This is a genomic window from Streptomyces sp. NBC_00989, assembly GCF_045162655.1.
Classification (GTDB): Bacteria; Actinomycetota; Actinomycetes; order Streptomycetales; family Streptomycetaceae; genus Streptomyces.
In genome coordinates, this window is the sequence record NZ_CP108728.1 from 10,322,624 (window position 1) to 10,347,694 (window position 25,071).

The 25,071-nt window shown below is 71.8% G+C and carries 24 protein-coding genes; 18 read left to right on the forward strand and 6 right to left on the reverse strand.

Annotated elements, in window-relative coordinates:
• Positions 1 to 130: 130 nt before the first annotated feature.
• Both ligA and OG714_RS46460 read right to left on the reverse strand, forming a co-directional pair.
• Positions 131 to 2,224, reverse strand: coding sequence for an NAD-dependent DNA ligase LigA (gene ligA, locus OG714_RS46455; protein WP_406130314.1), 2,094 nt, complete (start codon positions 2,222 to 2,224; stop codon positions 131 to 133).
• Positions 2,225 to 2,358: 134 nt separating this feature from the next.
• Complete coding sequence (locus OG714_RS46460) at positions 2,359 to 3,006, reverse strand: Lrp/AsnC family transcriptional regulator (protein WP_406130316.1); 648 nt, start codon at positions 3,004 to 3,006, stop codon at positions 2,359 to 2,361.
• Positions 3,007 to 3,177: 171 nt separating this feature from the next.
• Between OG714_RS46460 and OG714_RS46465 the strand changes: the two genes are divergently transcribed.
• The 9 genes from OG714_RS46465 (at position 3,178) to OG714_RS46505 (ending at position 13,443) form a co-directional block, all read left to right on the forward strand.
• On the forward strand, positions 3,178 to 4,764 hold the full coding sequence (locus OG714_RS46465) for an ABC transporter substrate-binding protein (RefSeq protein WP_406130318.1): 1,587 nt from the start codon (positions 3,178 to 3,180) through the stop codon (positions 4,762 to 4,764).
• Positions 4,739 to 5,893, forward strand: a complete 1,155-nt coding sequence (locus tag OG714_RS46470; protein ID WP_406130319.1) for an ABC transporter permease — start codon at positions 4,739 to 4,741, stop codon at positions 5,891 to 5,893. The genes OG714_RS46465 and OG714_RS46470 overlap by 26 nt, the downstream gene beginning before the upstream one ends.
• Positions 5,890 to 6,756, forward strand: a complete 867-nt coding sequence (locus tag OG714_RS46475; protein ID WP_406130321.1) for an ABC transporter permease — start codon at positions 5,890 to 5,892, stop codon at positions 6,754 to 6,756. The genes OG714_RS46470 and OG714_RS46475 overlap by 4 nt, the downstream gene beginning before the upstream one ends.
• Positions 6,753 to 7,547 (forward strand): ABC transporter ATP-binding protein, encoded by a 795-nt coding sequence (locus OG714_RS46480; RefSeq protein WP_406130322.1) that lies wholly within the window; start codon positions 6,753 to 6,755, stop codon positions 7,545 to 7,547. The genes OG714_RS46475 and OG714_RS46480 overlap by 4 nt, the downstream gene beginning before the upstream one ends.
• On the forward strand, positions 7,544 to 8,497 hold the full coding sequence (locus OG714_RS46485) for an oligopeptide/dipeptide ABC transporter ATP-binding protein (RefSeq protein ID WP_406130324.1): 954 nt from the start codon (positions 7,544 to 7,546) through the stop codon (positions 8,495 to 8,497). The genes OG714_RS46480 and OG714_RS46485 overlap by 4 nt, the downstream gene beginning before the upstream one ends.
• A gap of 104 nt (positions 8,498 to 8,601) precedes the next feature.
• Positions 8,602 to 9,750 (forward strand): M24 family metallopeptidase, encoded by a 1,149-nt coding sequence (locus tag OG714_RS46490; RefSeq protein ID WP_406130325.1) that lies wholly within the window; start codon positions 8,602 to 8,604, stop codon positions 9,748 to 9,750.
• A gap of 32 nt (positions 9,751 to 9,782) precedes the next feature.
• Positions 9,783 to 10,256: a DUF4440 domain-containing protein gene (locus OG714_RS46495; protein ID WP_406130327.1), complete on the forward strand. Its 474-nt coding sequence runs from the start codon at positions 9,783 to 9,785 to the stop codon at positions 10,254 to 10,256.
• 99 nt (positions 10,257 to 10,355) lie between these two features.
• Positions 10,356 to 12,053 carry a protein kinase domain-containing protein gene (locus OG714_RS46500; protein WP_406130328.1) on the forward strand — a complete coding sequence of 566 codons (1,698 nt, stop codon included), beginning with the start codon at positions 10,356 to 10,358 and terminating at the stop codon, positions 12,051 to 12,053.
• Positions 12,054 to 12,138: 85 nt separating this feature from the next.
• Positions 12,139 to 13,443 (forward strand): lanthionine synthetase LanC family protein, encoded by a 1,305-nt coding sequence (locus tag OG714_RS46505; RefSeq protein WP_406130330.1) that lies wholly within the window; start codon positions 12,139 to 12,141, stop codon positions 13,441 to 13,443.
• On the opposite strand, the gene OG714_RS46510 is transcribed toward OG714_RS46505, so the two are convergent.
• The 4 genes from OG714_RS46510 to paaI all read right to left on the reverse strand — a co-directional run bounded on the left by OG714_RS46510 (position 13,440) and on the right by paaI (position 16,840).
• Entirely contained in the window at positions 13,440 to 14,228 is a 789-nt protein-coding gene (locus OG714_RS46510) for an SAM-dependent methyltransferase (RefSeq protein ID WP_406130332.1), read from the reverse strand. The two genes, OG714_RS46505 and OG714_RS46510, sit on opposite strands and share 4 nt — an antisense overlap.
• A 122-nt stretch (positions 14,229 to 14,350) precedes the next feature.
• Positions 14,351 to 14,995 (reverse strand): TetR/AcrR family transcriptional regulator, encoded by a 645-nt coding sequence (locus OG714_RS46515; RefSeq protein WP_406130334.1) that lies wholly within the window; start codon positions 14,993 to 14,995, stop codon positions 14,351 to 14,353.
• A gap of 52 nt (positions 14,996 to 15,047) precedes the next feature.
• Complete coding sequence (gene paaK / locus OG714_RS46520; protein ID WP_406130336.1) at positions 15,048 to 16,412, reverse strand: phenylacetate--CoA ligase PaaK; 1,365 nt, start codon at positions 16,410 to 16,412, stop codon at positions 15,048 to 15,050.
• Positions 16,409 to 16,840 (reverse strand): hydroxyphenylacetyl-CoA thioesterase PaaI, encoded by a 432-nt coding sequence (gene paaI / locus OG714_RS46525; protein ID WP_406130338.1) that lies wholly within the window; start codon positions 16,838 to 16,840, stop codon positions 16,409 to 16,411. The genes paaK and paaI overlap by 4 nt, the downstream gene beginning before the upstream one ends.
• 94 nt (positions 16,841 to 16,934) lie before the next feature.
• Here paaI and paaN point away from each other — a divergent pair, with 94 nt between their 5' ends.
• From paaN to paaD, 9 genes are all read left to right on the forward strand, one after another.
• Positions 16,935 to 18,647: a phenylacetic acid degradation protein PaaN gene (gene paaN / locus OG714_RS46530; RefSeq protein ID WP_406130340.1), complete on the forward strand. Its 1,713-nt coding sequence runs from the start codon at positions 16,935 to 16,937 to the stop codon at positions 18,645 to 18,647.
• Positions 18,640 to 19,833, forward strand: coding sequence for a thiolase family protein (locus OG714_RS46535; protein WP_406130342.1), 1,194 nt, complete (start codon positions 18,640 to 18,642; stop codon positions 19,831 to 19,833). Before paaN ends, OG714_RS46535 begins: the two co-directional genes overlap by 8 nt.
• Entirely contained in the window at positions 19,830 to 20,615 is a 786-nt protein-coding gene (locus OG714_RS46540; protein ID WP_406130343.1) for an enoyl-CoA hydratase/isomerase family protein, read from the forward strand. The genes OG714_RS46535 and OG714_RS46540 overlap by 4 nt, the downstream gene beginning before the upstream one ends.
• Positions 20,612 to 21,478, forward strand: coding sequence for a 3-hydroxyacyl-CoA dehydrogenase family protein (locus OG714_RS46545; protein WP_406130345.1), 867 nt, complete (start codon positions 20,612 to 20,614; stop codon positions 21,476 to 21,478). Before OG714_RS46540 ends, OG714_RS46545 begins: the two co-directional genes overlap by 4 nt.
• On the forward strand, positions 21,475 to 22,263 hold the full coding sequence (locus OG714_RS46550; RefSeq protein WP_406130346.1) for an enoyl-CoA hydratase/isomerase family protein: 789 nt from the start codon (positions 21,475 to 21,477) through the stop codon (positions 22,261 to 22,263). Before OG714_RS46545 ends, OG714_RS46550 begins: the two co-directional genes overlap by 4 nt.
• Positions 22,264 to 22,366: 103 nt before the next feature.
• A complete protein-coding gene (gene paaA, locus OG714_RS46555; RefSeq protein WP_406130348.1) occupies positions 22,367 to 23,377 on the forward strand; it encodes a 1,2-phenylacetyl-CoA epoxidase subunit PaaA in 1,011 nt (336 codons plus the stop codon).
• Positions 23,374 to 23,658 carry a 1,2-phenylacetyl-CoA epoxidase subunit PaaB gene (paaB, locus tag OG714_RS46560; RefSeq protein WP_019075091.1) on the forward strand — a complete coding sequence of 95 codons (285 nt, stop codon included), beginning with the start codon at positions 23,374 to 23,376 and terminating at the stop codon, positions 23,656 to 23,658. The genes paaA and paaB overlap by 4 nt, the downstream gene beginning before the upstream one ends.
• A 9-nt stretch (positions 23,659 to 23,667) precedes the next feature.
• On the forward strand, positions 23,668 to 24,504 hold the full coding sequence (paaC, locus tag OG714_RS46565) for a 1,2-phenylacetyl-CoA epoxidase subunit PaaC (RefSeq protein ID WP_406130350.1): 837 nt from the start codon (positions 23,668 to 23,670) through the stop codon (positions 24,502 to 24,504).
• Entirely contained in the window at positions 24,498 to 25,004 is a 507-nt protein-coding gene (paaD, locus tag OG714_RS46570; protein ID WP_406130351.1) for a 1,2-phenylacetyl-CoA epoxidase subunit PaaD, read from the forward strand. Before paaC ends, paaD begins: the two co-directional genes overlap by 7 nt.
• Positions 25,005 to 25,071 lie beyond the last annotated feature (67 nt).

The following is a 25,071-nucleotide window of genomic DNA, read 5'->3' on the forward strand; positions in this document are numbered from 1 at the left end:
GCTATAGGTGAGGCCCGGGGACACTGTCCCCTCCGCAGCCACGTACAGAAGAACGGGCAACCCGGCCCAGTTGTTCCCGCCCATGCCCCGGCGACGACTGTGAGCTGCGGAACACCCCGTACGCGGCGCTTCAGTTGAGGTAGCCGGCGATCAGCGTCGCGAACTCGTCGGGGGTGGCGAGACGGATACCGAGTGTCTCGGCCTTGGCCCGCTTCGATCCCGCGTTCTCGCCGGCCACGACCAGGGTGGTCTTCTTGGAGACGCTGGAGGAGGAACGGCCACCGGCGCGCTCGACGAGTTCGTTCATCTGGTTGCGGCTGAGCTTTTCCAGGGGGCCGGTCATCGCGCCGGTGACGACCACCGTCATCCCGGCCAGCGGCCCGTCGCCGGCCGTGCCCCCGGCTTCCGTGCCGTCGGCCGCGGCGTCGTCCGTCGGGGGCGCGGGCGGGGTCGCGCCCGGCTCGGTCATGTTGACCCCGGCGGCGACGAGTTTGTCGATCAGCGGGGCCAGCTCGGTGAGTTCGGCGACGATCGAGGGGGCCTTCTCCGTGCCGATGCCCTCGACCCGCTGCATCGACTCCGCGTCGGCGGCCCGGATCTCGTCCATGGTCGCGAAGAAGCGCGCGATACGACGGGACATGGAGCGGCCGGTGCCGCGCACCCCGAGCGCGCACAGCACCCGTGACAGGGGCTGACCCTTGGCCGTGACGATCGCGGCGAGGAGGTTGTCGGTGCTGGTCTCGCCCATCCGCTCCAGACCCAGGAGCTGCTCGCGGGTGAGGGCGAACAGGTCGGCGAGATCGGCGACCAGACCGGCGTCGACGAGCTGGACGACGCGGGTGTGACCCAGGCCCTCGATGTCGAGCTGGTCGCGGCCCGTGGCGTAGGAGAGGGCGGCGACCAGGTGGCAGTTGCGGCCCTGTTCGCAGCGCCAGCGCAGTTCGCTGGTGTCGATGCCGGAGCCGCAGCGCGGACACACCTCGGGGAACACGATCGGCTGTTCCTCGCCGGTGCGCAGGTGCGCCACCGGGGCCTCGATGCGCGGGATCACGTCACCGGCGCGGTGGACCATGACATGGTCGCCCAGGCGCAGGTCCCGGCGGGTGATGTCGCCCGGGTTGTGGAGGGTCGCGTAGGTGATGGTGGCGCCGTCGATCTCGACCGGCTCCAGGACCGCGCGCGGGGCGATGATGCCGGTGCGGCCCACGTTCCACTCCACCTCCAGCAGCCGGGTGATCTTCTCCACGGCCGGCAGCTTGTAGGCGATCGCCCAGCGCGGGGCCCGCGATCCCGACCCGGCGGCCCGCTGGTCGGCGGCGAGGTCGGCCTTGATGACGATCCCGTCGATCCCGAACGGGAGTTGGGCGCGCAGCGCCGCGATCTCCTGCACCCGGGCCAGCACCTCCTCGACCGTGTCGGCGGTGATGCCGGGCACGTCGGTGGTGGCCGTGGTGTTGACCCCGTAGGCGGCGGCCTGGGTCATCAGCTCGCTGTGCGCGAGCTCGGCCAGCCGCGCCGCCAGCTCGGTCCCGGTGTCGGCGAGGGGCAGCAGGCCGTAGCCGAAGAACGTCATCGGAACCGTATAGGCGCGCTCCTTGGCGCGCAGGGTGCCCGCGGAGGCGCCGCGCGGGTTGGCGAACGGCTGGCCGCCGTGCGCGGTGCGGACCTCGTTGCCGTGCTCGAACTGGGCGGTGGTCATGAGGACTTCGCCACGCACCTCCACGGTGACCGGCTCGGCCAGCTCCTGCGGCAGGCCCTCGATGGTGCCGATCGCGTGGGAGACGTCCTCCCCGGCCGTGCCGTCGCCGCGGGTGATGAGCCGGGTGAGGCGACCGCGGGTGTAGCGCGCGGCGATCGCCAGGCCGTCCAGCTTCGGCTCCACGCTGAACCGCGTGACCTCGTGGTCGATTCTTCGCGCCACCGACGCCGTCCAGGTGGTGAACTCCTCCGGCGAGAACACGTTGTCCAGGCTCAGCATCGCCACCGTGTGCGGGACATCGCCCTCGACCGCGCCGCCGGCCACCTTCCCGGTCGGGGAGTCGGGCAGCACCTGGTCGGGATTCTCGGCCTCCCAGGCGGCGATGCCGCGCACCAGCCGGTCGTAGGAGTCGTCGTCCAGCGCGGAGGTGCCGGCGGCGTAGTAGGCGGCCGACGCCTTCACCGCGTCCTCGACCGCCTGCGCGTAGGCGGCGGCATCCACGATCACAGCTGCAGGAGTTGTCATGCCTCTCATCCTGCCTCCCACCACTGACAATGCCCCGGGCCGAACGCGGCGCGGCCTCCTCGCCCACGAGGCGGAAGGACAGACGGTGTGCGCTGCCGGTGACCGTGGCCCCGGAAACGAGCCGGCCGCCCCCGTCAGTCCTCCGGCTCCGAACCGCGGTGCAGGTCGGCCCGCCCCTCGGCCGCGCGGATGAACCGGGTCATGCCGAACTGGCTTGTTCCGGGGGCGTCTTGGGAGGTGCCGGGCGCGGATTCGGTGGAGCGGGACGCGGCCGGCAGGACGTAGGGGCGGCGGAGCACCTCGTCGAGGATGATCACGGTCTCGGTCGCGCGGACCGCGGGGATGGTGGAGAGGCGGTCGGTGACCAGACGGTGGACGGCGGTGACGTCGGCCACCCGGATCTGGATCATGGCGTCGTGCTCGCCGGTGGTGACGGCGCAGTACTCCACCTCCGGCATCTGGGCGAGCGCCGTGCGGAACTGTTTCCACAGTTCCTGGCGGACCGTGACGAAGATCAGGGCGCAGATCTCCAGGCCGACCCGGTTGTGGTCGACGCGGGCGCTGAAGCCGCTGATGACGCCGTCGGCGCGGAGGGCTTCGAGGCGGGTGTAGGCGTTCGCGCGGGAGACGCCGACACGCTCCGCGAGGGCCGCGACGGAAATACGGCCCTGGGTGCGCAGTACGTCGAGGATCTTGAAATGCACCGAATCCAGGGCAAGACCGATGCCGATCCGTCCAGAGCGGCGCTCGCCCGGGGTCTCCGGGGTCGACAGATCTTCCATGTTCGCGCCTCTCCGTTGCATTTCGTCTCGCGCTGGTCCCGTCCGCCGAGAGTCCTGGTTAGTTTCAGCCAACCCTAACGGCGAATCGTCCAGGTCCCCTCCCGGCATCCGCCCGCACCCGCACGGCCTTCTTCCGCTCCACCCTGCTCTGTCTTGCCCACGGAGGCACGCATGCCCAGATTCAGTGCCGGGTCGTACCCGGTGGCTCTCCCTCTCGTCGCGGTCGCGGCGCTCGCCCTGAGCGCCTGCTCCGGAGGTACGGGCGCCACCGGTTCCCCGGCCGGCAAGACCCTGGTCGTCGACACGTCGTTCAACCTGAAGACCGCCGACCCGGGCCGTGAGTTCGAGCCGACCGGGCAGATCGTGGACAAGGCGCTCTACGAGACGCTGCTGTCCTTCAAGGGCTCCGACGTCACCAAGCCGGTGCCGGGCCTGGCCTCCTCGTACGAGCAGTCGGCGGACGGCAAGACGCTCACCCTGCACCTGCGTACGGGCGCCAAGTTCGCGGACGGCAGCGTGGTCACCGCCGACGACGTCGTCTTCTCGCTGAACCGGGTGATCGCGCTCAAGGGCAACCCGTCGTTCCTGCTCGACGGCGTCACGGTCACCAAGACCGACGCGTCCACCGTCACCCTGACCTCGAAGAAGGCGAACCCGGCGCTGCCCTTCATCCTCCCCAACCCCGCGCTCGGCATCCTCAGCGCGAAGACGGTCCAGGCCCACGGCGGCTCGGCGACCGCGACGGACGCGGCGGAGAAGTACCTCAACACCACGTCGGCCGGCTCCGGCCCGTACACCCTCACCTCGTTCAACACGAACACCCAGGTCGTCCTCACCAAGAACCCGAAGTACACCGGCTCCGACAAGCCGGCCTACGACAAGATCGTCATCCGCAACGTCCAGGCCCCCACCCAGAAGCTGAACGTCCAGCGCGGCGACAGCCAGATCGCCCTCGACCTCACCTCCGACCAGGTCAGCGGACTCGGTGGCGGACTCAAGGTGGACAGTGGCGCGTCCTCGGACGTGATCTTCCTGCTGCTCAACCGGAACACCAAGGTCAGCAGTACGACGGCCAACGCCAAGTTCGCGGAGGCGGTGCGCAAGGGCATCGACTACAAGAGCCTGCTCTCGCTCGCCGGCACCGGGTCCGTCCAGCCCGCCGGGATCATCCCGTCGACCTTCCTCGGCGCGCTGCCGGCCTCGCAGGCCGCGGGCCGCGACCTCGCCGGCGCGAAGGCGGCCCTGAAGGCGAGCGGTATCGCCAAGCCGTCCGTGACCCTCGGCTACGCCAGCGACCTGACGGTCGACGGGCTGTCCCTCCAGACCCTCGCCGAACGGGTCCAGGCCCAGCTGAAGGAGGTCGGCATCACCGTCACGCTCGCCCCCGCGCCGACCACCACCGAACTCGACAACTACCGCAACGGAAAAGAGCAGTTGGGCCTCTGGTACTGGGGCCCGGACTACCCGGACCCCAGCGACTACCTCACCTTCCTGCCCGGCGACCTCGTCGGCCTCCGCGCGGGCTGGAAGGCCGGCGCCGACCCCACCCTCACCGCGCTCGGCGACAAGGCCGCCACGACGATCGGCGACGACGCCCGCAAGACCCTGTACGAGCAGATCCAGACCCGTATGAACGCCTCCGGCCCCTTCATCCCGCTGATGCAGCCCAGCCGCAACACCGTCTCCGCCGCGTCCGTGACCGGCATCGCCTACAACCCCGTGTGGACGATCGATGTCGCCGCGCTGGGCGCCAAGTAAGGCAGCGGGCGGGAAGGGCGAGGGCCGCGAGGACGCGGGCGGCGGTGACGGCGACAGCCTTCGCGCCGGCCGCCCGGCGACCCTCCGCCCCCGCCGTCTCCTCGCCCGCCACCCCCTCGCCCGTTTCCTCCTCCGCCGAACCGCCACCGCCGTCCTCCTCGCCCTCGGCGTGACCCTGGTGACGTTCATCCTGACCAACCTGGTCCCGGGCGACCCCGCGGCGGCCAACCTCGGCCAGCGGGCGATCGGCGACCCGGCGATCGTCGCCCAGTTCCGCCACCACTACGGCCTCGACAAGCCGCTGCCGGTCCAGTACGTCACCTACCTCGGCAACCTCCTCCACGGCGACCTCGGCGAGTCCCAGCAGAGCCACCAGTCAGTCCTCACCGACCTGTCGACGGCCGTCCCCGCCACCCTGGAACTCGCCGGCGCCGCGATCGTCGTCTCCCTGGTCGTGGGCGTGGCCTTCGGCGTCGTGGCGGCACTGCGCCGGGACCGCCTCACCGACCAACTCCTGCGCGTCGTCAGCCTGTTGGGAGTCTCGGTACCGACGTTCTGGCTGGCCCTGCTCGCCTTCTACGTCTTCTTCTACCGCCTCGGCTGGGCCCCGGGCAGCGGCCGCCTCGACCCCGGCATGACCGCGCCCCCGCACGTCACCGGCCTGTACACGGTCGACGCGGCACTCGCCGGACAGTGGCCGGTGTTCTGGAGCGCGGTGGGCCATCTCGCCCTCCCCGCACTGGTGTTGACGGCCTACACGGTCGGCCTGCTCACCCGCTTCACCCGCTCCGCCGTCCTGGAGGTCCTCAACCAGGACTACGTCCGCGCGGCCCGCGCCAAGGGCCTCCCCGCCCGCACGGTCCTCTTCCAGTACGTCCTGCGGGCAGCTCTCGTCCCCGTCATCACCGTCGCCGGACTGGCCTTCGGCGCCCTCCTCTCGGGCACCGTCCTGGTCGAGTCGATCTTCGCCTGGCCGGGCCTCGGCGCCTACGCCTACCGCAGCGCGACCACCCTCGACCTCCCCGCCGTCATGGGCGTCGGCCTCGTCGTCGGCCTGGTGTACCTGACCGTCAACCTCGCCGTGGACGTCCTGTACGGCGTGATCGACCCGAGGGTGAGGGTCCAGTGAAGTTCTCTCTCCTACGACGGCTGCCGCCCGCCTGGCGCCGACCGCTCGCGGTGACCGGCGGCCTGGTCGCGGTGTTCTGGCTGGTCATCGTCGTCGCCGCGCCGCTGCTCGCCCCGCACGACCCCCTCGCGCAGAACCTGCCCCGGCTGACCGCCCCCGGCGCCGGACACTGGTTCGGCACCGACGAGCTGGGCCGGGACGTACTGAGCCGGGTGCTGTACGGCGCCCGGGTCTCCATCCCGCTCGCCCTGCTGTTGGTGGCCATGTCGCTGCTGGTCGGCGGGGTGCTGGGGGCCTGCGCCGGGTTCTTCGGGCGGTGGGTGGACGAGACCGTGATGCGGATCGCGGACCTGGTGTTCGCCTTCCCCACCGTCATCCTGGCGATGGTGGTCGCCGCCGCGCTCGGCGCCAGCCTGCAGAACGCGGTACTGGCCGTCCTGGTCGTGTCCTGGCCGTCGTACGCACGCGTCACCCGGGGCCTGGTCATGGGCCTCAGGAACCGTGAATTCGTGCTCAGCGGACGGCTGTTGGGGTTCTCCGCCTGGCGTTCGCTGCGCGTCGACATCCTGCCCAACGTGCTCGGGCCGCTCCTGGTCCTGGCCACCCTCGACATCGGTACCGCGACGCTGCTGCTGTCCGGGCTGTCCTTCCTCGGGCTCGGCGCCAAACCGCCGACCGCCGAGTGGGGCGCGATGGTGGCGGACGGCACGCAGCAGTTCGACAAGTGGTGGATCGGGGTCTTCCCCGGCCTGGCCATCCTCACCGTCGTCCTCGCCTTCAACTTCCTCGGCGACACCCTCCGGGACGCCCTCGACCCGGGCACCGCCCGCACGATCGGCGCGGAGAAGGAGCGTGTGGCATGACGGACGGCGACTCCGTGGACGTACTGAGGATCAGCGACCTCACCCTCGACCTGGGCGGCGCCCGCATCCTCGGCGGCGTCGACCTCGCGCTCCAGCCCGGCCGTATCCACGGGCTCGCGGGGGAGAGCGGCTCGGGCAAGACCATGACCGGGCTTGCCGTGCTCGGCCTGCTGCCGCCGGGCGCCCGCACCGAGGGGCGGATCGCGTTCGAGGGCACCGACCTCCTGACCCTGCCGGCCCGCCAACTGGCCGCGCTGCGCGGGCGGTCGGTGAGCATGGTGTTCCAGGACCCGTCCACCAGCCTGCACCCCATGCTCAGCATCGGACACCAGCTCACCGACCACCTGCGCCACCACCTGAAACTGAACCGCAAGGCCGCGAAGGAGCGCGCCGCCGACCTGCTGACGCAGGTCCGCATCCCCAACCCCCGTGAGGCGCTGGGCCGTTACCCGCACCAGTTCTCCGGCGGCATGCGCCAGCGCATCGCCATCGCCATCGCGCTGGCCTGCGAACCGAAGGTCCTGATCGCCGACGAGCCGACCACCGCGCTCGACGTGACCGTGCAGGCCGGTGTGCTGCGGCTGCTGCGCGGCCTCTGCGACGACCTCGGCCTCGCCGTGCTGCTGGTCACCCACGACCTGGGCGTGATGTCCGCGATCGCCGACGAGGTGAGCGTGATGCGCCACGGCCTGGTCGTCGAGACGGGTCCGCGGGGCCGGGTCCTCACCGACCCGCAACACGACTACACCCGCACGCTCCTGGACGCGCTCCCCGGAAGGAGCACCGTATGACCCCCGACCTGACGGCCCCCCTGCTCTCGGTCGACGACCTCGTCGTCCAGTACCACCGGCCGGGCGCACCGCCCACCCGTGCCGTCGCCGGGGTCAGCCTCCAGGTGCGGGCGGGCGAAGTCGTGGGCCTGGTGGGCGAGTCGGGCTGCGGCAAGTCCACCCTGGCCCGCGCGGTCTGCGGCCTCACCGCACCCGCGGAAGGCCGGATCACCTACGACGGCACCCCGGTACGGCCGTTGCGGGTGCGCCGCCGCGAACTCGCCCTGACCGGCATCCAGATGGTCTTCCAGGATCCGTACGGTTCCCTCAACCCCCGTCGCCGGGTGGGTTCGCAGATCGCCGACGGCATCCGTACGGCGGCCGGGCGAGGCGAGTCGGCGGCCGAACTCACCACCCCGGAGGACCTGTTGACCCGGGTCGGGCTGCCGGCGAGTGCCGCCGAGCGCTACCCGCAGGAGTTCTCCGGCGGCCAACGCCAGCGCATCGCCATCGCCCGCGCACTCGCCGCCCGCCCCAGGCTGCTCGTCGGCGACGAACCGATCTCCGCGCTCGACGCCTCCGCGCAGCTCCAAGTGGCCACGCTGATGCGGTCGTTGGCCGTCGAGTCCGGCGCCGGGCTGCTGTTCATCAGCCACGACCTGTCCGTCGTACGGCTGATCGCGGACCGGATCGCCGTGATGTACCTGGGGCGGATCGTGGAGACCGGTCCCACCGCCGAGGTCTGGGCCGACCCGCGCCACCCCTACACCCGCGCGCTGCTGGCCGCCGTACCGAAGCCGGACGGCGCGGGCGTGCTGCCGGCCGAACTCCCCGGCGACGTACCCGACCCCGCCGCCCCGCCGAGCGGCTGCCGCTTCCACCCGCGCTGCCCGCAGGCCTTCGACGGCTGCGACCGCGAGGAGCCGCAGTTGATCGCCGGGGGCGTGGCGTGCCGGTTGTACGCGGCCTGAGCCGGGCCGGACGGTCCGTCCGAGGGCGACGCCGTTCCCGGCCGGACGGTTCGCCCGGGAGGTAAGCAACTCACCTGATCCCCCTGCCACTTCACGGAGAACCGATGCCCGACGACGACCATGCCCACCACCCCGCCGAACCGCTCGCGAACCTCTACCCGGCCGACCGCCTCCACCGCGCCCGGGAGGCCACGGCCCGAGCCGGTCTGGACGCGCTGCTGATCTCGCCCGGCGCGGACCTGCGCTACCTGACCGGCTACGACGCCAAGCCGCTGGAACGGCTGACCTGCCTGGTCCTGCCGGCCGACGGCGAACCCTTCCTCCTCGTACCGGCGTTAGAGGAACTCGCGGCCAAGGCATCCCCGGCCGGTGACCTGGGCATCGAGATCACGGGCTGGGGCGAGACCGACGACCCCTACGCCCTTGTCGCGGGCCGACTGCCCGCGGGAACCGCCCGTGTCGGCGTCGACAACCGTATGTGGGCGGAGAAGACCCTCGCCTTCCGCACCCAACTGCCCGATGCCCGGCAGGAGTTGGCCGGAGAAGTGTTGAACGGGCTGCGGATGCGCAAGACCCCGCAGGAGGCGGCCGCGCTGCGCCGGGCCGGCGCCGCCATCGACCGGGTGCACGCCCGCATGGGGGAGTGGCTGCGGGCCGGACGCACCGAGCGCGAGGTCGGCCGGGACATCGCGGACGCGATCGTCGCCGAGGGGCACGTCCGGGTCGACTTCGTCATCGTCGGCTCCGGCCCGAACAGCGCCAGCCCGCACCACGAACTCTCCGACCGGACGATCCGCCCCGGTGATCCGGTGGTGGTCGACATCGGCGGCACGACCCTCGACGGCTACTGCTCCGACTCCACCCGGGTGTACGCGGTGGGCGAGCCACCCGCCGACTTCCGCCGCCTGCACGACGTGCTGCTGAGCGCCCAACGGGCCCAGACCGACGCCGTCCGGCCGGGTATCACGGCCGGTCAACTCGACGCTGTGGGACGGGACTTGATCACCGATGCCGGATACGGTCCGCACTTCATCCACCGCACCGGACACGGCATCGGCCTGGAGAGCCACGAGGAGCCCTACATCGTGACCGGCAACCCGCTCCCGCTCGCACCGGGCATGGCCTTCTCCGTGGAACCCGGCATCTATCTGCCCGGCCGTCACGGAGCGCGGATCGAGGACATCGTGATCTGCACCGAGGAGGGCGGCGAGCGCCTCAACCGCACGTCCCGGGACCTGGTCGTACTCCCTTGACCCGGCACGAACACCCCACCCAAGGAACCTCCATGACCGCTCCACCGCCCCGTTCCGCCCCGCCCGCAGCCGACAGCGGTGCCCGACCGGGTGGCGCGCCCGCCGACCTGGCCGAGGTGTGGACGGTGATCACGGGCATGTACGCGGGCTACACCGCGGGTGACCGTGCGCGCATCGACGCCTTCCTCGATCCCCAGGCCACCATCTGGGACTCGGCGACCCGCGAACTCATCTGCGGCAGAACGGAGTTGAACCGCGTCCGGGACGCCCGACCCACCTCCGGCGACGGGCCCGCCGAGACCGGACTCACCGCGTACGGCCAAGTCGTCGACGTCTTCGGGGACTTGGCGGTGGCCCGCTACTGGCTACGGGTCGAATTCCGTGCGGGCCCGCCGGAGTTGGCCCGCAACACCGCGGTCCTGAGACGTGTCCGTTCCGACGGTCGGTGGCTCGTCGTCCACCTGCACGAGGACATCCAGAGCACCCCGGAACCGTGTGACAGGTGAGGCGTGGGGGACTGTTCCCTCTACTATGTCGGGGTCCGGTCCGGAGGTGTCGTCCGAGGGCTGGTGCCGCACCCCGCTGGGCAACGGAGGACATGTCCCGTGCTTCCCCTCGATGGCTCCGACCCATCGCACATAGGCCGCTACCGTCTGGTCGGCCGACTCGGCGAGGGCGGGATGGGGAGGGTGTACCTCGCGCGTTCGCCGGGCGGCCGGCCCGCCGCCGTCAAAGTGATCAACGACCACCTCCGCCATGACGAACACGCCCTCAGCCGGTTCCGCCGCGAGGTGGAGACCCTGGGTACGGTCCGCAGCGCGTACACGGCCTCCCTCATCGACGCGGAGCTGGACACGCCGCCGTACTGGCTGGCCACCGAGTACGTGCCGGGGCCCACGCTGCACGCCGCGGTCGTGACCAACGGACCGCTCCCCGCCGACCTGGCCCGGGTCATGCTGGCCGCCCTGGCCGAGGGGCTGGACGCCATCCACGTCCGCGGTGTGTGGCATCGGGACCTCAAGCCGCACAACGTCATTCTCTCCGCCACCGGTCCTCAGCTGATCGACTTCGGCATCGCCAGGACCACCGGCACCTCCAACCTGACGCAGGTCGGCGGTGCGATGGGCAGCCCCGGGTTCATCGCGCCGGAGACGATCACGGGCGGCGAGACCGGTCCGGGCGCGGATGTTTTCGCCCTCGGGGCCACGCTGGCGTTCGCCGTCACCGGCCGCCCGCCTTATGGGGACGGGCCGTTCGCGGCCGTGTCGTACCGTTCGGTGCACGGCGAGATCGACCTGCGGGGTGTGGACGCCGGCGTCGCCGAGCTGATCGAGGCCTGCGCGCAGAGCGACCCCGCCCTGCGCCCCACACCGCATCAGATCGTCGAACTCTGCCGGGCCGAGGCCGATCTGGTCCACCATCCCGCCTACCAACGGGCGCTCGCCGTCGGCTCGTTGACGGATCGGGAACGCGCCGCGACCGTCGCCGACAACGGGGGCGGCGTGTCACCCGTGGCCTCCGACGCGGCGACGGCCGTAGCCCCGCAGACGGCGGCGGCCATGGACGGCGGCACGCGGGAGGCCCACGCGGTCACCCTCCTCGCGCCGAACCCGGGCCATGACAACCTCACGCGGCCGCACGCGGCAGACGCGTACGGCCCATATCCGGCGGGAACCGGTCCGGCCCCGCAGTGGGACGGCGGAGGTACCCCGAGCGAGCGCGGGCGTCGCGGGCTGTGGACCGCCGTCGGCGGGGCCGCGCTGGTCGTCGTCGCCGGCTCCGGGCTGCTCCTGTTCAACACCCTCGACGACAAGGGCCAGTCCAAGAGCAAGGACTCGGCGTCCGCCGACGGCACACCGTCCGCCGGCGCCGACCGCGCCGCCCAGGTGTCGGCCTCCCCGTCCGGAAGCGGAGCGACGCCGTCTCCTTCCGCTTCTCCCTCCGCCTCAGGCACGGGCGCCAGCCGCCTGCCCGACGCCGTGGTGGTGAAGTCCCCCTTCACGTTCGAGGTGGGGAAGTTCATCCAGACCGTGCGCTCGAAACTGATCATGCAGACGGACGGCAACCTCGTGCTCTACGACGCGTCCGGCACGGCACACTGGGCGAGCCAGACGCAGGGCACGGGCAACACGGCCACGTTCCAGGCGGACGGCAACCTCGTGGTCTACGACGCGCAGCACCAGGCGCTGTGGAGCAGCGACACGCAAGGTGCCACCGGGGCCGTGCTCAAGGTCCTGGAGGACGGCAACATGGTCATCGCGACCGACAGCGCGGTCATCTGGCAGACCAATACCGCTGGTTGACGGCCTGGGGCGGTGCGGCGGCGGAAGATCCAACGGTCCGCCACCGCCCCTGGGCGGGTCCGGAAGATCATGCGAGAGTGGGCGCATGACGGCACCAGAAGCCACGGTCGTGGCGGTCGACGAGGCCGAGGAACTCGCGGTCGACGGGCTGCGATGGCTGATCGGAGCGGCGCGAGAGACCTCCGGAGGAGGCCTCGCCTGGTCGAGAAAGCCCTCGGACGACGAACTCACCCCCATGCTCTACAGCGGTACGGCGGGGAACGTCCCCGTGCTCCTGGAGGCATGGCGGCACTTCGGCGACGACTCCTACGCCGACGCGGCCCTGCGGGCGGGTCGCAGTCTCGCGGATGCCGTCGACGGCGTCGAGGACGACTCCCTCTACTTCGGCCGGACCGGAATGGCCCTCGTCCTGCGGACCCTGCACGAGGAACTCGGCGACCCGGCCGCCGGTGCCGCCGCCGACCGCGCGCTGGAACTCGTACGGTCACACTTCGACGGGACCCGCTGGGGCGAGCTGTTCGAGCTGATGGGCGGCAACGCCGGGATCGGCCTCGGCGCACTCCTGGCCGGCGACTGGGACCTGGCCGTCCTCGCCGTGGAGCCGTACCTGCGGACGGCCGAGCGGACTCCGGCGGGCGTCCACTGGCCCCACCGCCCGGGCACCGACTCCCGTCTGCACCACATCTCGCACGGCACGCTCGGCATCGTCGTGGGGCTCGCCAGGGTCGGCGAGGCCACCGGCCGTACGGACCTGGTCGAACTGGCGCTGGCCGGTGCCGCGGACGTCGTGTCCCGCGACGAGGCGGGGCCGGAAGGCTTCCTGGTCCGGCACTCCACCCCGCAGTACCGCCCCGATGTCGTCGAGCCCGTCAACTACGGCTGGTGCTACGGCCCGGCCGGTGACGCCCAGGTCTTCCGGCTGCTGCGGGACATCACGGCCGACCCCGCCTGGTCCGCCCTCGCCGACCGCTGCTGGCACACGGTCACCCACTCCGGCCTGCCCCGGCGACTGAGCCCCGGCTTCTGGGACAACAACGGCCGCTGCTGCGGCACCGCGGGCGTCCTCGCCCTGGCCTGCGACCGGATCGCCGAGCGGCAGGAACAGAAGGAACAGCGGCAACAGCAGGACCCGTACGACTTCGCCCGCGTCCTCGTCACGGACCTGGCCGCCCGCGTGACCCGGGACGGCGACGGCGCCCGCTGGTCCAATGTCGAACACCGCGCCAGCCCGAGCGACCTCGAACCGTGCACGGGTTGGGCGATGGGCAACGCGGGCATCGTCCGCGAACTCCTGCGCTTCGTACGGCTCGGCCGAGGCGGCGATCCGCGCTACGCGTTCACGTGGCCGGACCAGCCTCCGGTGGACGCCCCGGACACGAGCCGCCGCTAGCGGACCCGCGCCACCCCCGCATAGATCCCGCTGCCTTCCGGAGCCTCCTCCGACGCCGGGGGATTCCACTCCGTCGCCGTCACCAGGCCGGGCTGTACCAGGTCGAGGCCGTCGAAGAAGCGCTCCACCTCCGGGCGGGTGCGGAAGCCGAGTTTGATGCCGCCCTTGGCGTACTCGGCGGTGACCTGCGCGGCGAGTTCCGGGTAGAGGTCGGACGCGGCGTGGGACAGGACCAGGTAGCTGCCGGACGGCAGGGTCGCGACGAGGTTGCGGACGATGCCGTGGGCGTCCTGCTCGTCCGGGATGAAGTGCATCAGCGCGATCAGCGAGAGGGCGATCGGACGGGTGAAGTCCAGGACGTGGCGGGCGTGTTCGACGATGAGCTCCGGCTCGCGCACGTCGGCCTGGATGTAGTCCGTGACCCCGTCGGCGTGGCTGATCAGCAGCGCCTCCGCGTGACGCAGGACGATCGGGTCGTAGTCGGTGTAGACGACCTTCGCCGTCGGCACGGTCTTCTGGACGATCTGGTGCAGGTTGGGCTCGGTGGGGATGCCCGTGCCGATGTCCAGGAACTGGTCGATGCCCTGTCCGGCGAGCCAGGTCGCCGCGCGGTGCATGAACGCACGGTTCTGCCGCGCCGCGTCCTTCGCCTCGGGTGGCAGCTTCTCCCCCACGGCCTCGTCGACCGGGTAGTTGTCCTTGCCGCCGAGCAGCCAGTCGTAGACCCGCGCGGGGTGTGCCTTGCCGGTGTCGATCTGCGGTGACGGCTTGGGGTCGGTCGTCATGGCAACTCCATCGCGGCGGGTGGGAGGGACACAGAGGAGAAGGGCGGGGCCAGCTCTCGATCATCGTACTCGGGGTGTTTCATGTGGCTTGTGCGGGAGGGGAGTTGAGGCCTGCGCTCCCCTCAACTCGCCGCGCGTCCGTGCAGGCCGTCGAAGAGGATGGTCGTCAGGGCGTCGGCCAGCGTCTCCACGGTCAGGTCGCGGTCGGGGCGGTACCACTCCACGAGGGAGTTGACGGTGCCGAACAGCAGCCGGCTGGCGAGATGCGGGTCGATGTCCGCCCGTATACCGCCCTCGGCCGCCGCCCGGGTCATCAACTCGGCCACCCGGTGGTCGAATTCGCGGCGCCGGGCGAGTGCCCGCTGCTCCACCTCGCTGTTGCCGTGCAGACGCAACAGCAGGGTGACGTACGGCAGTTCGGCGGCCAGTACCTCGACGCTGCGGTGGATGATGCGCTTCATCCGGACGGTCGCGGTCGTGCCCGGGGCCCCGCTGCCGCCGTCCTGGTCCCCGGCCTCCTCGTCCAGCACGGCGAACAGCGCGTCCAGCGCGCGGTTGACCGCGAGTTCGAGGAGTTCCTCCTTGCCGGACACGTGGTGGTAGATGCTCGACTTGCTGAGGCCCAGGCGTCGGGCCAGTTCCTCCATGCCGGTGCCGTCGTAGCCGCGTTCGTTGAAGACCACGACGGCGACCTCCAGCAGCGAGTCGCGGTCGTAGGCGGGACGGCCGTGGCGGCCGGCCGGGTTCTGCACAGGTGTCCTGGTCACCGGTCCATTGTGACAAGGCCGGCGACCACACCGGACGGAACCGCCTCGGAGGTCACTGGTCCCGCAGATCCTTGACCCGGCGGATCTTGCCCACCGAGCGCTCCAGGGTCTCCGGGTCGACGATCTCCACCGCCACGGTCACGCCCACGCCGTCCTTGACACCCTTGACGATCGACGCGGCGGCGGCATCCCGCTGCCCGGGAGTGGCACCGGGGCGGGCCTCGGCGCGGACCGTCATGTGGTCCATGCGACCGCGGCGGCTGAGCTGGATCGTGAAGTGCGGGGCGACGGCCGGGGTGCGGAGCAGGATCTCCTCGATCTGGCTGGGGAAGACGTTCACCCCGCGCAGGATGATCATGTCGTCGCAGCGGCCCGTGATCTTCTCGATGCGCCGGAAGGCCGGGCGGGCCGTGCCGGGGAGGAGCCGGGTCAGGTCGCGGGTGCGGTAGCGGATGATCGGCAGGGCCTCCTTCGTGAGGGAGGTGAAGACCAGCTCGCCGCTGTCGCCGTCGGGCAGCACCTCGTCGGCGAGCGGGTCGACGATCTCCGGGTAGAAGTGGTCCTCCCACACATGCAGGCCGTCCTTGGTCTCCGCGCACTCCTGCGCGACACCGGGGCCGATGACCTCCGACAGGCCGTAGATGTCGACCGCGTGGATGTCCATGCGCTCCTCGATCTCGCGGCGCATCGCCTCCGTCCACGGCTCGGCGCCGAAGATGCCCACCTTGAGGGAGCTGGTGCGCGGGTCGACGCCCTGGCGCTCGAACTCGTCGAGGAGGGTGAGCATGTACGACGGGGTGACCATGATGATCTCGGGCTTGAAGTCCTGGATGATCTGCACCTGGCGGGCGGTCATGCCACCGGAGGCGGGAATCACGGTGCAGCCCGCGCGCTCGGCACCGTAGTGGGCGCCCAGACCACCGGTGAACAACCCATAGCCGTACGACACATGGATCTTGTGGCCGGGACGGCCGCCGGCCGCGCGGATCGAGCGGGCCACCACGTCCGCCCACATGGAAATGTCGTTCTCTGTGTAGCCGACGACCGTGGGGCGGCCGGTGGTCCCGCTGGAGGCGTGGACGCGGCGGACCTGGTCCATGGGGACGGCGAACATGCCGAAGGGGTAGGTGTCGCGCAGGTCGGCCTTCGTGGTGAAGGGGAACCGGGCCAGGTCCTCCAGGGTGCGGCAGTCGCCGGGTTTGACACCGGCCTCGTCGAACTTGCGGCGGTACAGCTCCACGTTGTCGTAGGCGTGCCTCAACGTGGCCTGGAGCAGGCCGAGTTGGTGCTCGCGCAGTTCCTCGCGGCTCAGGCGCTCGGCGGCGTCCAGCAGCCCGTCGGGGAGCGGTTCCCCGAGGCGCGGACTCACGGGCGGCGAAGCCGGTGGGGCCGCCGGGGCTGTCAGGTCGCTGCTCATGGAGACTCCTTCGTCTTCGCGCTGTTGATCGTGCGGCTGCGGCCGCGGAACTCCGCGATCACCTGGTCGCCGCGCATGACGCTCACGTCGTAGATGCCGCTGCGGCCGAACCGGGTGCGCTCCGTCGCGGTCGCCACCAGGACGTCGCCCTCGTACGCCGGGGCGACGAAGTCGATGTCGGCCGCGGCGGCCACGGTCACCGGGCCGTGGCTGTTGCAGGCACAGGCGAAGGCGGAGTCGGCGAACAGGAACAGATAGCCGCCGTGAGCGGTCCTGTGTCCGTTGACCATGGCCGGGGTCACGGTCATGCGGAGCACGGCGGTCCCTGCGCCGTGCTCGACGAGCTCCATCCCGAGAGCCCGGGACGCCTCGTCCGCGGCGAACATCCTCGCCGTCGGACCGGAGGCCGTGTCAGCGGCCTGCGTCATTTTCCACCACCTTGTGGACCGACCGAACATTCGGTTAGCGTGCGTCACGGCCAAGTAATCCAGCATCACCACTGCCTGTCAAGAGGTGGAACGCATGCCCCAGACCAGCTCCGAGCTGCCCGACTTCTTCTCCCGCCATCGCGCTCTGCTGGAACAGGCGGTCGCCGCGACCGCGAGTCGTGACCACTGGACGCCGTATCCGGAGTCACCCAGCAAGTCGGTCTACGGAGAGGACGCGGCCAAGCACGGAGAGGCCGCCTTCGAGGAGCGGCTCGGCGGGTCCTTCGAGCTGGCGGGGCACCCCGGCGACGGGAGCGTGTCGGCCGCCGAGACCTCTCCGTACGGCTTCGAGCTGGGCATCTCCTACCCCCGCGTCGCGCCGGACGAGGCGGTGGCCGCCGCCCTGGCCGCCACCGGACCCTGGCGCGACGCGGGCCCCGACACCCGCGCCGGTGTCGCCGCCGAGATCCTGGCCCGGCTGAACGCGTCGAGCTTCGAGATCGCGCACGCCGTGCAGCACACCACCGGGCAGGCCTTCGTCATGGCGTTCCAGGCGGGCGGCCCGCACGCGCAGGACCGCGGCCTGGAGGCCGTCGCGTACGCCTGGGCCGAGCAGAAGCGGCACCCGGGCGCGGCTCGCTGGAGCAAGCCGCGGCGCAAGGGCGGCCCGCTGGTCCTCGACAAGAAGTTCACCCCGGTCGGCCGCGGGGTGTCGCTGCTCATCGCCTGCAACACCTTCCCGACCTGGAACGGCTACCCGGGCCTGTTCGCCAGCCTGGTCACCGGCAACCCGGTCGTCGTCAAGCCGCACCCGGGCGCCGTCCTGCCCCTCGCCGTCACCGTGCGGATCGCCCGCCAGGTACTGGCCGAGGCCGGCTTCGATCCGAACCTCGTGATCCTCGCCGCCGAGGAGCCCGGGGGCCGTAGCGCCGCCGTCCTCGCGCTGCACCCCGACGTCCGGATCATCGACTTCACCGGTTCCACGGAGTTCGGCGACTGGCTGGAGACCAACGCCCGCCAGGCCCTCGTGTACACCGAGAAGGCCGGACTCAACACCGTCGTCCTCGACTCCACCGACGACTACCGTGGCCTGCTCGGCAACCTCGCCTTCTCGCTGGCCCTCTACAGCGGCCAGATGTGCACCACCCCGCAGAACCTCCTGATCCCGCGCGACGGCATCACCACCGACCAAGGCCCGCGCACCGCCGACGAGTTCGCCGCCGACCTCGGCACGGCACTCGACAGACTGCTCGGCGACCCCGCCCGCGCCGCCGGCACCCTCGGCGCGATCGTCAACGACGGCGTGCGCGAGCGCCTGGAACAGGCCGCCACGGTCGGTCGTACGGTGCGCGCCTCGGCGCCCGTCGAGCACCCCGAGCACCCGCAGGCCGTCGTCCGTACGCCGCTGATCGCCCGCCTCGACGCCGAGGACGACCGGGAGACGTACACCCGGGAATGGTTCGGGCCGGTTTCGTTCGTCATCGGCACCGACTCCACCGAGCACAGCCTGCGGATCCTGCGCGAGACGGTGCGGGCGCACGGCGCGCTGACCGCCGCCGTCCACTCCACCAGCGAACTGGTGCTGGACGCCGCCGAGTTGGCCGCCCTCGACGCGGGCGTGCACCTTTCGGAGAACCTCACCGGCGGCGTCTTCGTCAACCAGTCCGCCGCGTTCAGCGACTTCCACGGCAGCGCCGCCAACCCGGCGGCCAGCGCCACCCTGTCCGACCCCGCGTTCGTCACCGGCCGCTTCGCGACCCTGCAGTCGCGCCGGCCCGCCCCCGCCGAGGAGACCACCGATGCCTGAGCCGTCCTCCGACGAGGTCTATCTGATCGACGGGGCCCGCACCCCGCAGGGCCGCTACGGCGGTGCCCTCGCCTCCGTACGACCCGACGACCTCGCCGCACTGGTCGTCGGCGAGGCGGTCCGCCGCGCCGGAATACCCGCGCACGAGGTCGACGAGGTGATCCTCGGCGCCGCCAACCAGGCCGGCGAGGACAACCGCGACGTGGCCCGCATGGCCGTCCTGCTGGCCGGGCTGCCGCACACCGTGCCCGGCTACACCGTCAACCGGCTCTGCGCATCGGGCCTGACCGCCGTCGCCTCGGCCGCCCAGGCGATACGCGCCGGAGAGGCGGACCTCGTCGTCGCGGGCGGCGTGGAGTCCATGACCCGCGCCCCCTGGGTGATGGCCAAGCCCGGCACCCCGTGGGCCAAACCCGGGGAGGTACACGACACCTCGCTCGGCTGGCGCTTCACCAATCCGCGCTTCGCCGCCCAGCAGACCCTGACGATGGGCGAGACGGCCGAGGAGGTCGCCGCGCTCGACGGCATCACCCGCGCCGAGTCCGACGCGTTCGCGCTGCGCAGCCATCAACGGGCCGTCGCCGCCCAGGAGTCGGGCCGCTTCGACCGGGAGATCGTGCCGGTCGCGGTCAAGGACGGCGAGGTGACCCGCGACGAGGGCCCGCGCCCCGGCACCACGCTGGAGAAGCTCGGCTCCCTGCGCACCATCTTCCGCGACGGCGGCATCGTCACCGCCGGTTCCTCCTCACCGCTGTCCGACGGCGCCGCCGCCCTGGTGGTCGCGAGCGGCGCGGCCGTCCGACGCCACGGGCTCACCGCCAGGGCCCGGATCATCACCTCCGCCTCGGCCGGAGTGGAGCCCCACATCATGGGCCTCGGCCCGGTCCCCGCCACCGAGAAGGCCTTCGCCCGCGCCGGATGGCAGACCGCAGACCTGGACGCGATCGAACTCAACGAGGCCTTCGCGGCCCAGGCGATCGCGGTCACGCGCCGCCTCAAGCTGGACGAGGAGAAGGTCAACGCCGACGGCGGAGCCATCGCACTCGGCCATCCTCTCGGCTGCTCCGGCGCCCGCATCCTGCTCACCCTGCTCGGCCGGCTTGAGCGCGAGGACGGCCGCCGGGGTCTGGCCACGCTGTGCGTCGGCGTCGGGCAGGGCGTCGCGATGCTCGTGGAGCGGGTATGAGCGCCCCCGACACCGACACCGGCCTGAGCGCCTCCGACACCGGTGGCTACCAGACCCTCCTCGTCGAGGACCGCGAGGACCGAGTCGTGGTCACCCTGCACCGCCCCGAAGCCCGCAACGCCATCAGCGGCCTGATGATCCGCGAACTGCACGCCGTCTGCGAGCAGTTGGAGCGGGACCCCAAGCTGCTCCTGCTCACCGGACACGGCGGGGTCTTCGCGGGCGGCGCCGACATCGCGGAGCTCCTGGCACGCGGGCGGGACGATGCCCTCCAGGGCATCAACAGCCGCCTCTTCGAGCGGGTACGCCGACTGCCGATGCCGACCCTCGCCGCGGTGGACGGCTGGGCGCTGGGCGGCGGCGCCGAGCTGTCGTACGCCTGCGACCTCCGTATCGCCGGACCGGACGCAGTCTTCGGCAACCCGGAGCCCGGGCTCGGCATCCTCGCCGCGGCCGGTGCCTGCTGGCGGCTGCCCGAGCTGGTCGGCGAGTCCGTCGCCAAGCAGGTGCTGCTCGCCGGACGGAACCTCGACGCACCCGCAGCCCTGGCCGCCGGGCTGGTCATCGACGTCGTAGCGGCGGACAAGCTGCTGGACGAGGCGCACGCGCTGCTCGACCGCATGGCCCGTTCGTCGGCCACTGCCCTCCGGCTCACCAAGCTCGTCGTCGACTCGCCCGGCGCCCACCCGGTCGCCGACGACCTCGCGCAGGCCGTGCTCTTCGAGGGGCAGGACAAGAGGGACCGTATGACACGCTTCTTGGAGAAGAGGAACCGCGTATGAGCCCAACACCCGTCTCCGCACCGGCCGTTGTCGGTGTGATCGGCGGCGGCCGGATGGGCGCCGGGATCGCGCAGTCCTTCGCGGCCGCCGGTTCGTCCGTGACCGTCGTGGAGAGCGGCGAGGCCGCCTCGGCCGCCGCGCTGGACCGCGTCGCGACCGGGCTCAAGCGGGCAGCCGAGCGGGGCCTGCTCAGCGAACCCGCCGAGCAGGTTCTCGCCCGCGTCACCATGGCGGACTCCGTCGACGGCCTGCCCGCCGGCGCCGATCTGGTCGTCGAGGCCGTCCCCGAGGACGCCGGGCTCAAGGCCCGCGTGCTCGCGGCGGCCGAGCGGGCGGTGGGCGCGACGACCGTGCTGGCCACCAACACCAGTTCCCTGTCCGTCACCGAACTCGCCTCTGTGCTCACCCGGCCCGGCCGCTTCCTCGGCATGCACTTCTTCAACCCGGTGCCGGCCTCGGCCCTGGTCGAGATCGTCGTCGCACCGCACACCGAGGCCGCGGTCGTCGGCGCCGCCCTCGACTGGACGCACGCCCTAGGGAAGAAGGACGTGACCGTCAAGGACTCGCCCGGCTTCGCCAGCAGCCGCCTCGGGCTCGCGCTCGGCCTGGAGGCGATCCGCATGGTCGAGGAGGGCGTCGCCGCGCCGGAGGCGATCGACGACGCGATGAGCCTCGGCTACAAGCACCCGATGGGTCCGCTGCGCCTCACCGACCTGGTCGGCCTCGACGTACGCCTGGCCATCGCCGAGTACCTGCACTCCACCCTCGGCGAGCGCTTCGCCCCGCCACAGCTGTTGCGCGACAAAGTCGCACGCGGTGAGCTGGGCCGTAAGACGGGACAGGGGTTCTACGAGTGGAAGTGAGCGGATCCTCGGACGGCGTCGGCTACCGCCTGGACGCCGGTGTCGCCACCATCGAGTTGCGCAGGCCCGCGCTCGATGTCGCCCTGCGCGATGGGCTGTTGGCCGCCGTACGGCAGGTGGGCGGCGACGGGACGGCTGTCCGTGCCGTGCTGCTCACCGCGCGGGGTAGGCACTTCTGCGTGGGACAGGATCTCAAGGAGCACGCCCGCGCGCTGGAGAGCGGGCCCGACGCCGCGTTCGCCTGCGTACGGAACGAGTACAACCCGCTGGTGGAGGCGCTGCACGCGCTGACCCAGCCGGTCGTCGTCGCCGTCGAGGGCGCCTGTGTTGGCGCCGGGCTCGGGCTGGCGCTCTGCGCGGATGTGCGGGTCGCGGCCGAGGGGGCACGGTTCGCCACCGCGTTCACCGGGATCGGGCTGGCCGCCGACAGCGGGCTGAGCGGTGCGCTGGCGCGGGCGGTGGGTCCGTCGCGGGCCGCCGCGCTGATGCTGCTCGGGGATCGGTTCGGCGCGGAGGACGCGCTGCGGTGGGGCATGGTGCACCGGGTCGTACCTGACGGCGATGCCGCCGCGGAGGGGCTGCCCCTCGCCGAGCGGCTGGCCGCCGGGCCCACCGCCGCCTACGCGGAGGTCAAGGCGCTGCTGCGGGAGGCGCCCGGCGCGAGCCTCGTCGCCGTGCTGGAGCGGGAGGCGGCGGCGCAGGAGCGGCTGGGGGCGACGCGGGACCACCGGGCCGCCGTAGCGGCGTTTCTCGCTCGGTCGGAGCCGTCGTTCGAGGGCCGGTGAGAGGGCTGGTGACCAGCCATTCACTCGGCAGGTCTTGCCTCGCCGGGGGAAACCCATCAGACTAGGCACCGAACGAATGGTCGGTAGGGAAGTTGGTGTGTCGATGAGCAGCACAGGCACGGAGGCGTCAGCCGCCGGCTGGGACGAAGCGCGGCTCTCGGGGCAGTTCGATGCCACGATCGCGAAGGACCAGCGGATCGAGCCCCGCGACTGGATGCCCGACGGCTATCGCAAGACTTTGATCCGGCAGATCGCGCAGCACGCGCACTCGGAGATCATCGGGATGCAGCCGGAGGGCGACTGGATCACCCGCGCGCCCTCCCTGCGCCGCAAGGCGATTCTCTTCGCGAAGGTGCAGGACGAGGCCGGACACGGACTGTATCTCTACTCGGCCGCCGAGACCCTGGGCGCGGACCGCGCGGAGCTGACCGACGCGCTGATCGAGGGCCGGCAGAAGTACTCGTCGATCTTCAACTACCCGACGCCGACCTTCGCCGACGTCGGTGTGATCGGCTGGTTCGTGGACGGCGCGGCGATCTGCAACCAGGTGCCGCTGTGCCGCTGTTCGTACGGGCCGTACGCGCGGGCCATGGTGCGGGTGTGCAAGGAGGAGTCCTTCCACCAGCGCCAGGGCTTCGAGTTGCTGCTCACGATGATGCGCGGCACGGACGGCCAGCGGGCCATGGTCCAGGACGCGGTGGACCGTTGGTGGTGGCCGTCGCTGATGATGTTCGGGCCGCCCGACGACGACTCGCCCAACTCGGCGCGCTCCATGGCCTGGAAGATCAAGCGGCACAGCAACGACGAACTGCGTCAGCGCTTCGTCGACATGACGGTCCCGCAGGCGGAGAAGCTCGGAGTCACCCTGCCCGACCCGGAGTTGAGCTGGAACGCCGAGCGCGGTCACCACGACTTCGGCACCCCCGACTGGTCCGAGTTGCAGCGCGTGATCAGCGGCGACGGACCGCGCAACGCCGAGCGGGTCTCCCGCCGCCGGGCCGCCCACGAGGAGGGCGCCTGGGTCCGGGAGGCGGCCACCGCCCACGCTGCCAAGCAGGCCGCTCGTACGCAGGAATCCGCCCGCACACAGAAAACCGAAGGAGCGGCGGCATGACGCAGGACTGGCCCCTGTACGAGGTGTTCGTCCGCGGCAAGCGCGGCCTGAACCACGTCCACGTCGGCTCGCTGCACGCCGCCGACGACGCCATGGCGCTCACCCACGCCCGCGACCTGTACACGCGGCGCAACGAGGGCGTGTCCATCTGGGTCGTGCGCTCGGAGCACATCGCCGCCTCGACCCGCGACGAGAAGGACCCGTTCTTCGCGCCGAGCGCCGACAAGGTCTACCGCCACCCGACGTTCTACGACATCCCCGACGACGTCCCCCACATCTAGGAGCAGGGAATGAGTGACGACCACGTCTATCTGTCCCTGGCCGAGGGGCACGACGACAGCGACGCCCGCTGGGCCTTCGGCACCGGCTTCGAGGACCCGCTGCACGGCGTCGACCAGACCGTGCCGGAGGGGACGGACTCCGCTCAACTGGCCGCGTTCTGCCTGGCACTCGGTGACGACGCGTTGGTGAGCGCGCAGCGGCTGGCCCAATGGTGCACGGCCGCGCCGGAGTTGGAGGAGGAGGTGGCGCTGGCCAACATCGGGCTCGACCTGCTCGGCCAGACCCGCCTGCTCTACGCGCGTGCCGGTCAGGTCGACGGCTCCGGACGCGACGAGGACGCCTACGCCTACTTCCGCGACGCCGACGACTTCCGCAACGTACGGCTGGCCGAACTCCCCAACGGAGACTTCGCGTTCTCGATCACCCGGCTGCTGGTGCTCTCCTCCTGGCGGCTCGCCCTCTTCGAGCGGCTCGCCGTCGCCACATCCGACCCGGTGCTCGCCGCCATCGCCGCGAAGGGCGTCAAGGAGCTCGCGTACCACCGCCAGTACTCCGCCGAGTGGGTCGTCCGGCTGGGCGACGGCACCGAGGAGTCGCAGCGGCGGACGCGGGACGCGCTGGCCGCCATCGCGCCGTACGTGGACGAACTCTTCGCAGGCAATGCGGAGTTGAGGGCCGAAGTGCTGGCCGTGCTCCGCCAGGTCACCGACGCCGCCGGGCTCACCCTGCCCGAGGCGGCACCGGTCCCCGGGCAGGGCCGCGACGGGGACCACACCGACCACCTGGCCCCGCTGCTGACCGAACTCCAGAGCGTGGCCCGCGCCCACCCGGAGGCGACATGGTGACCACCCTGCTCGACGCGCGGCGCGCCCGGCACATCGCCGCGCAGGTGCCCGACCCCGAGATGCCCATGCTCACGCTGGCCGACCTCGGCGTCCTGCGCGACGTCGAGCTGAGCGAGGACGGCACGGTCGTCGCGAGCCTGACACCCACCTACTCCGGCTGCCCCGCCATGGCCGAGATGCGCGCCGAGGTGGCCGCACGGCTGCGCGACGCCGGGTACGCGCGCGTGGAGATCCGTACGGTTCTCGACCCGCCCTGGACCACCGACTGGATCACCCCGGCCGGCCGCCGCAAGCTCGCCGAACACGGCATCGCCCCGCCGGGCGCCGCCCCCCGCGGCCCGATCACGCTCACACTGACACCGACCCGCCGTACGGTGGCGTGCCCCCGCTGCGGATCGGCGGACACCGAGGAGACCTCGCACTTCGCCGCGACCTCCTGCAAAGCCCTGTGGCGGTGCCGCGCCTGCCGCGAGCCGTTCGAGTACGTCAAGGAGATCTGATGGCGAGCCCCCAACGCCTGCTCGCGGCGAGCCCCCAACTCCCGCCCGTGGAAAGGACGGTGGACCA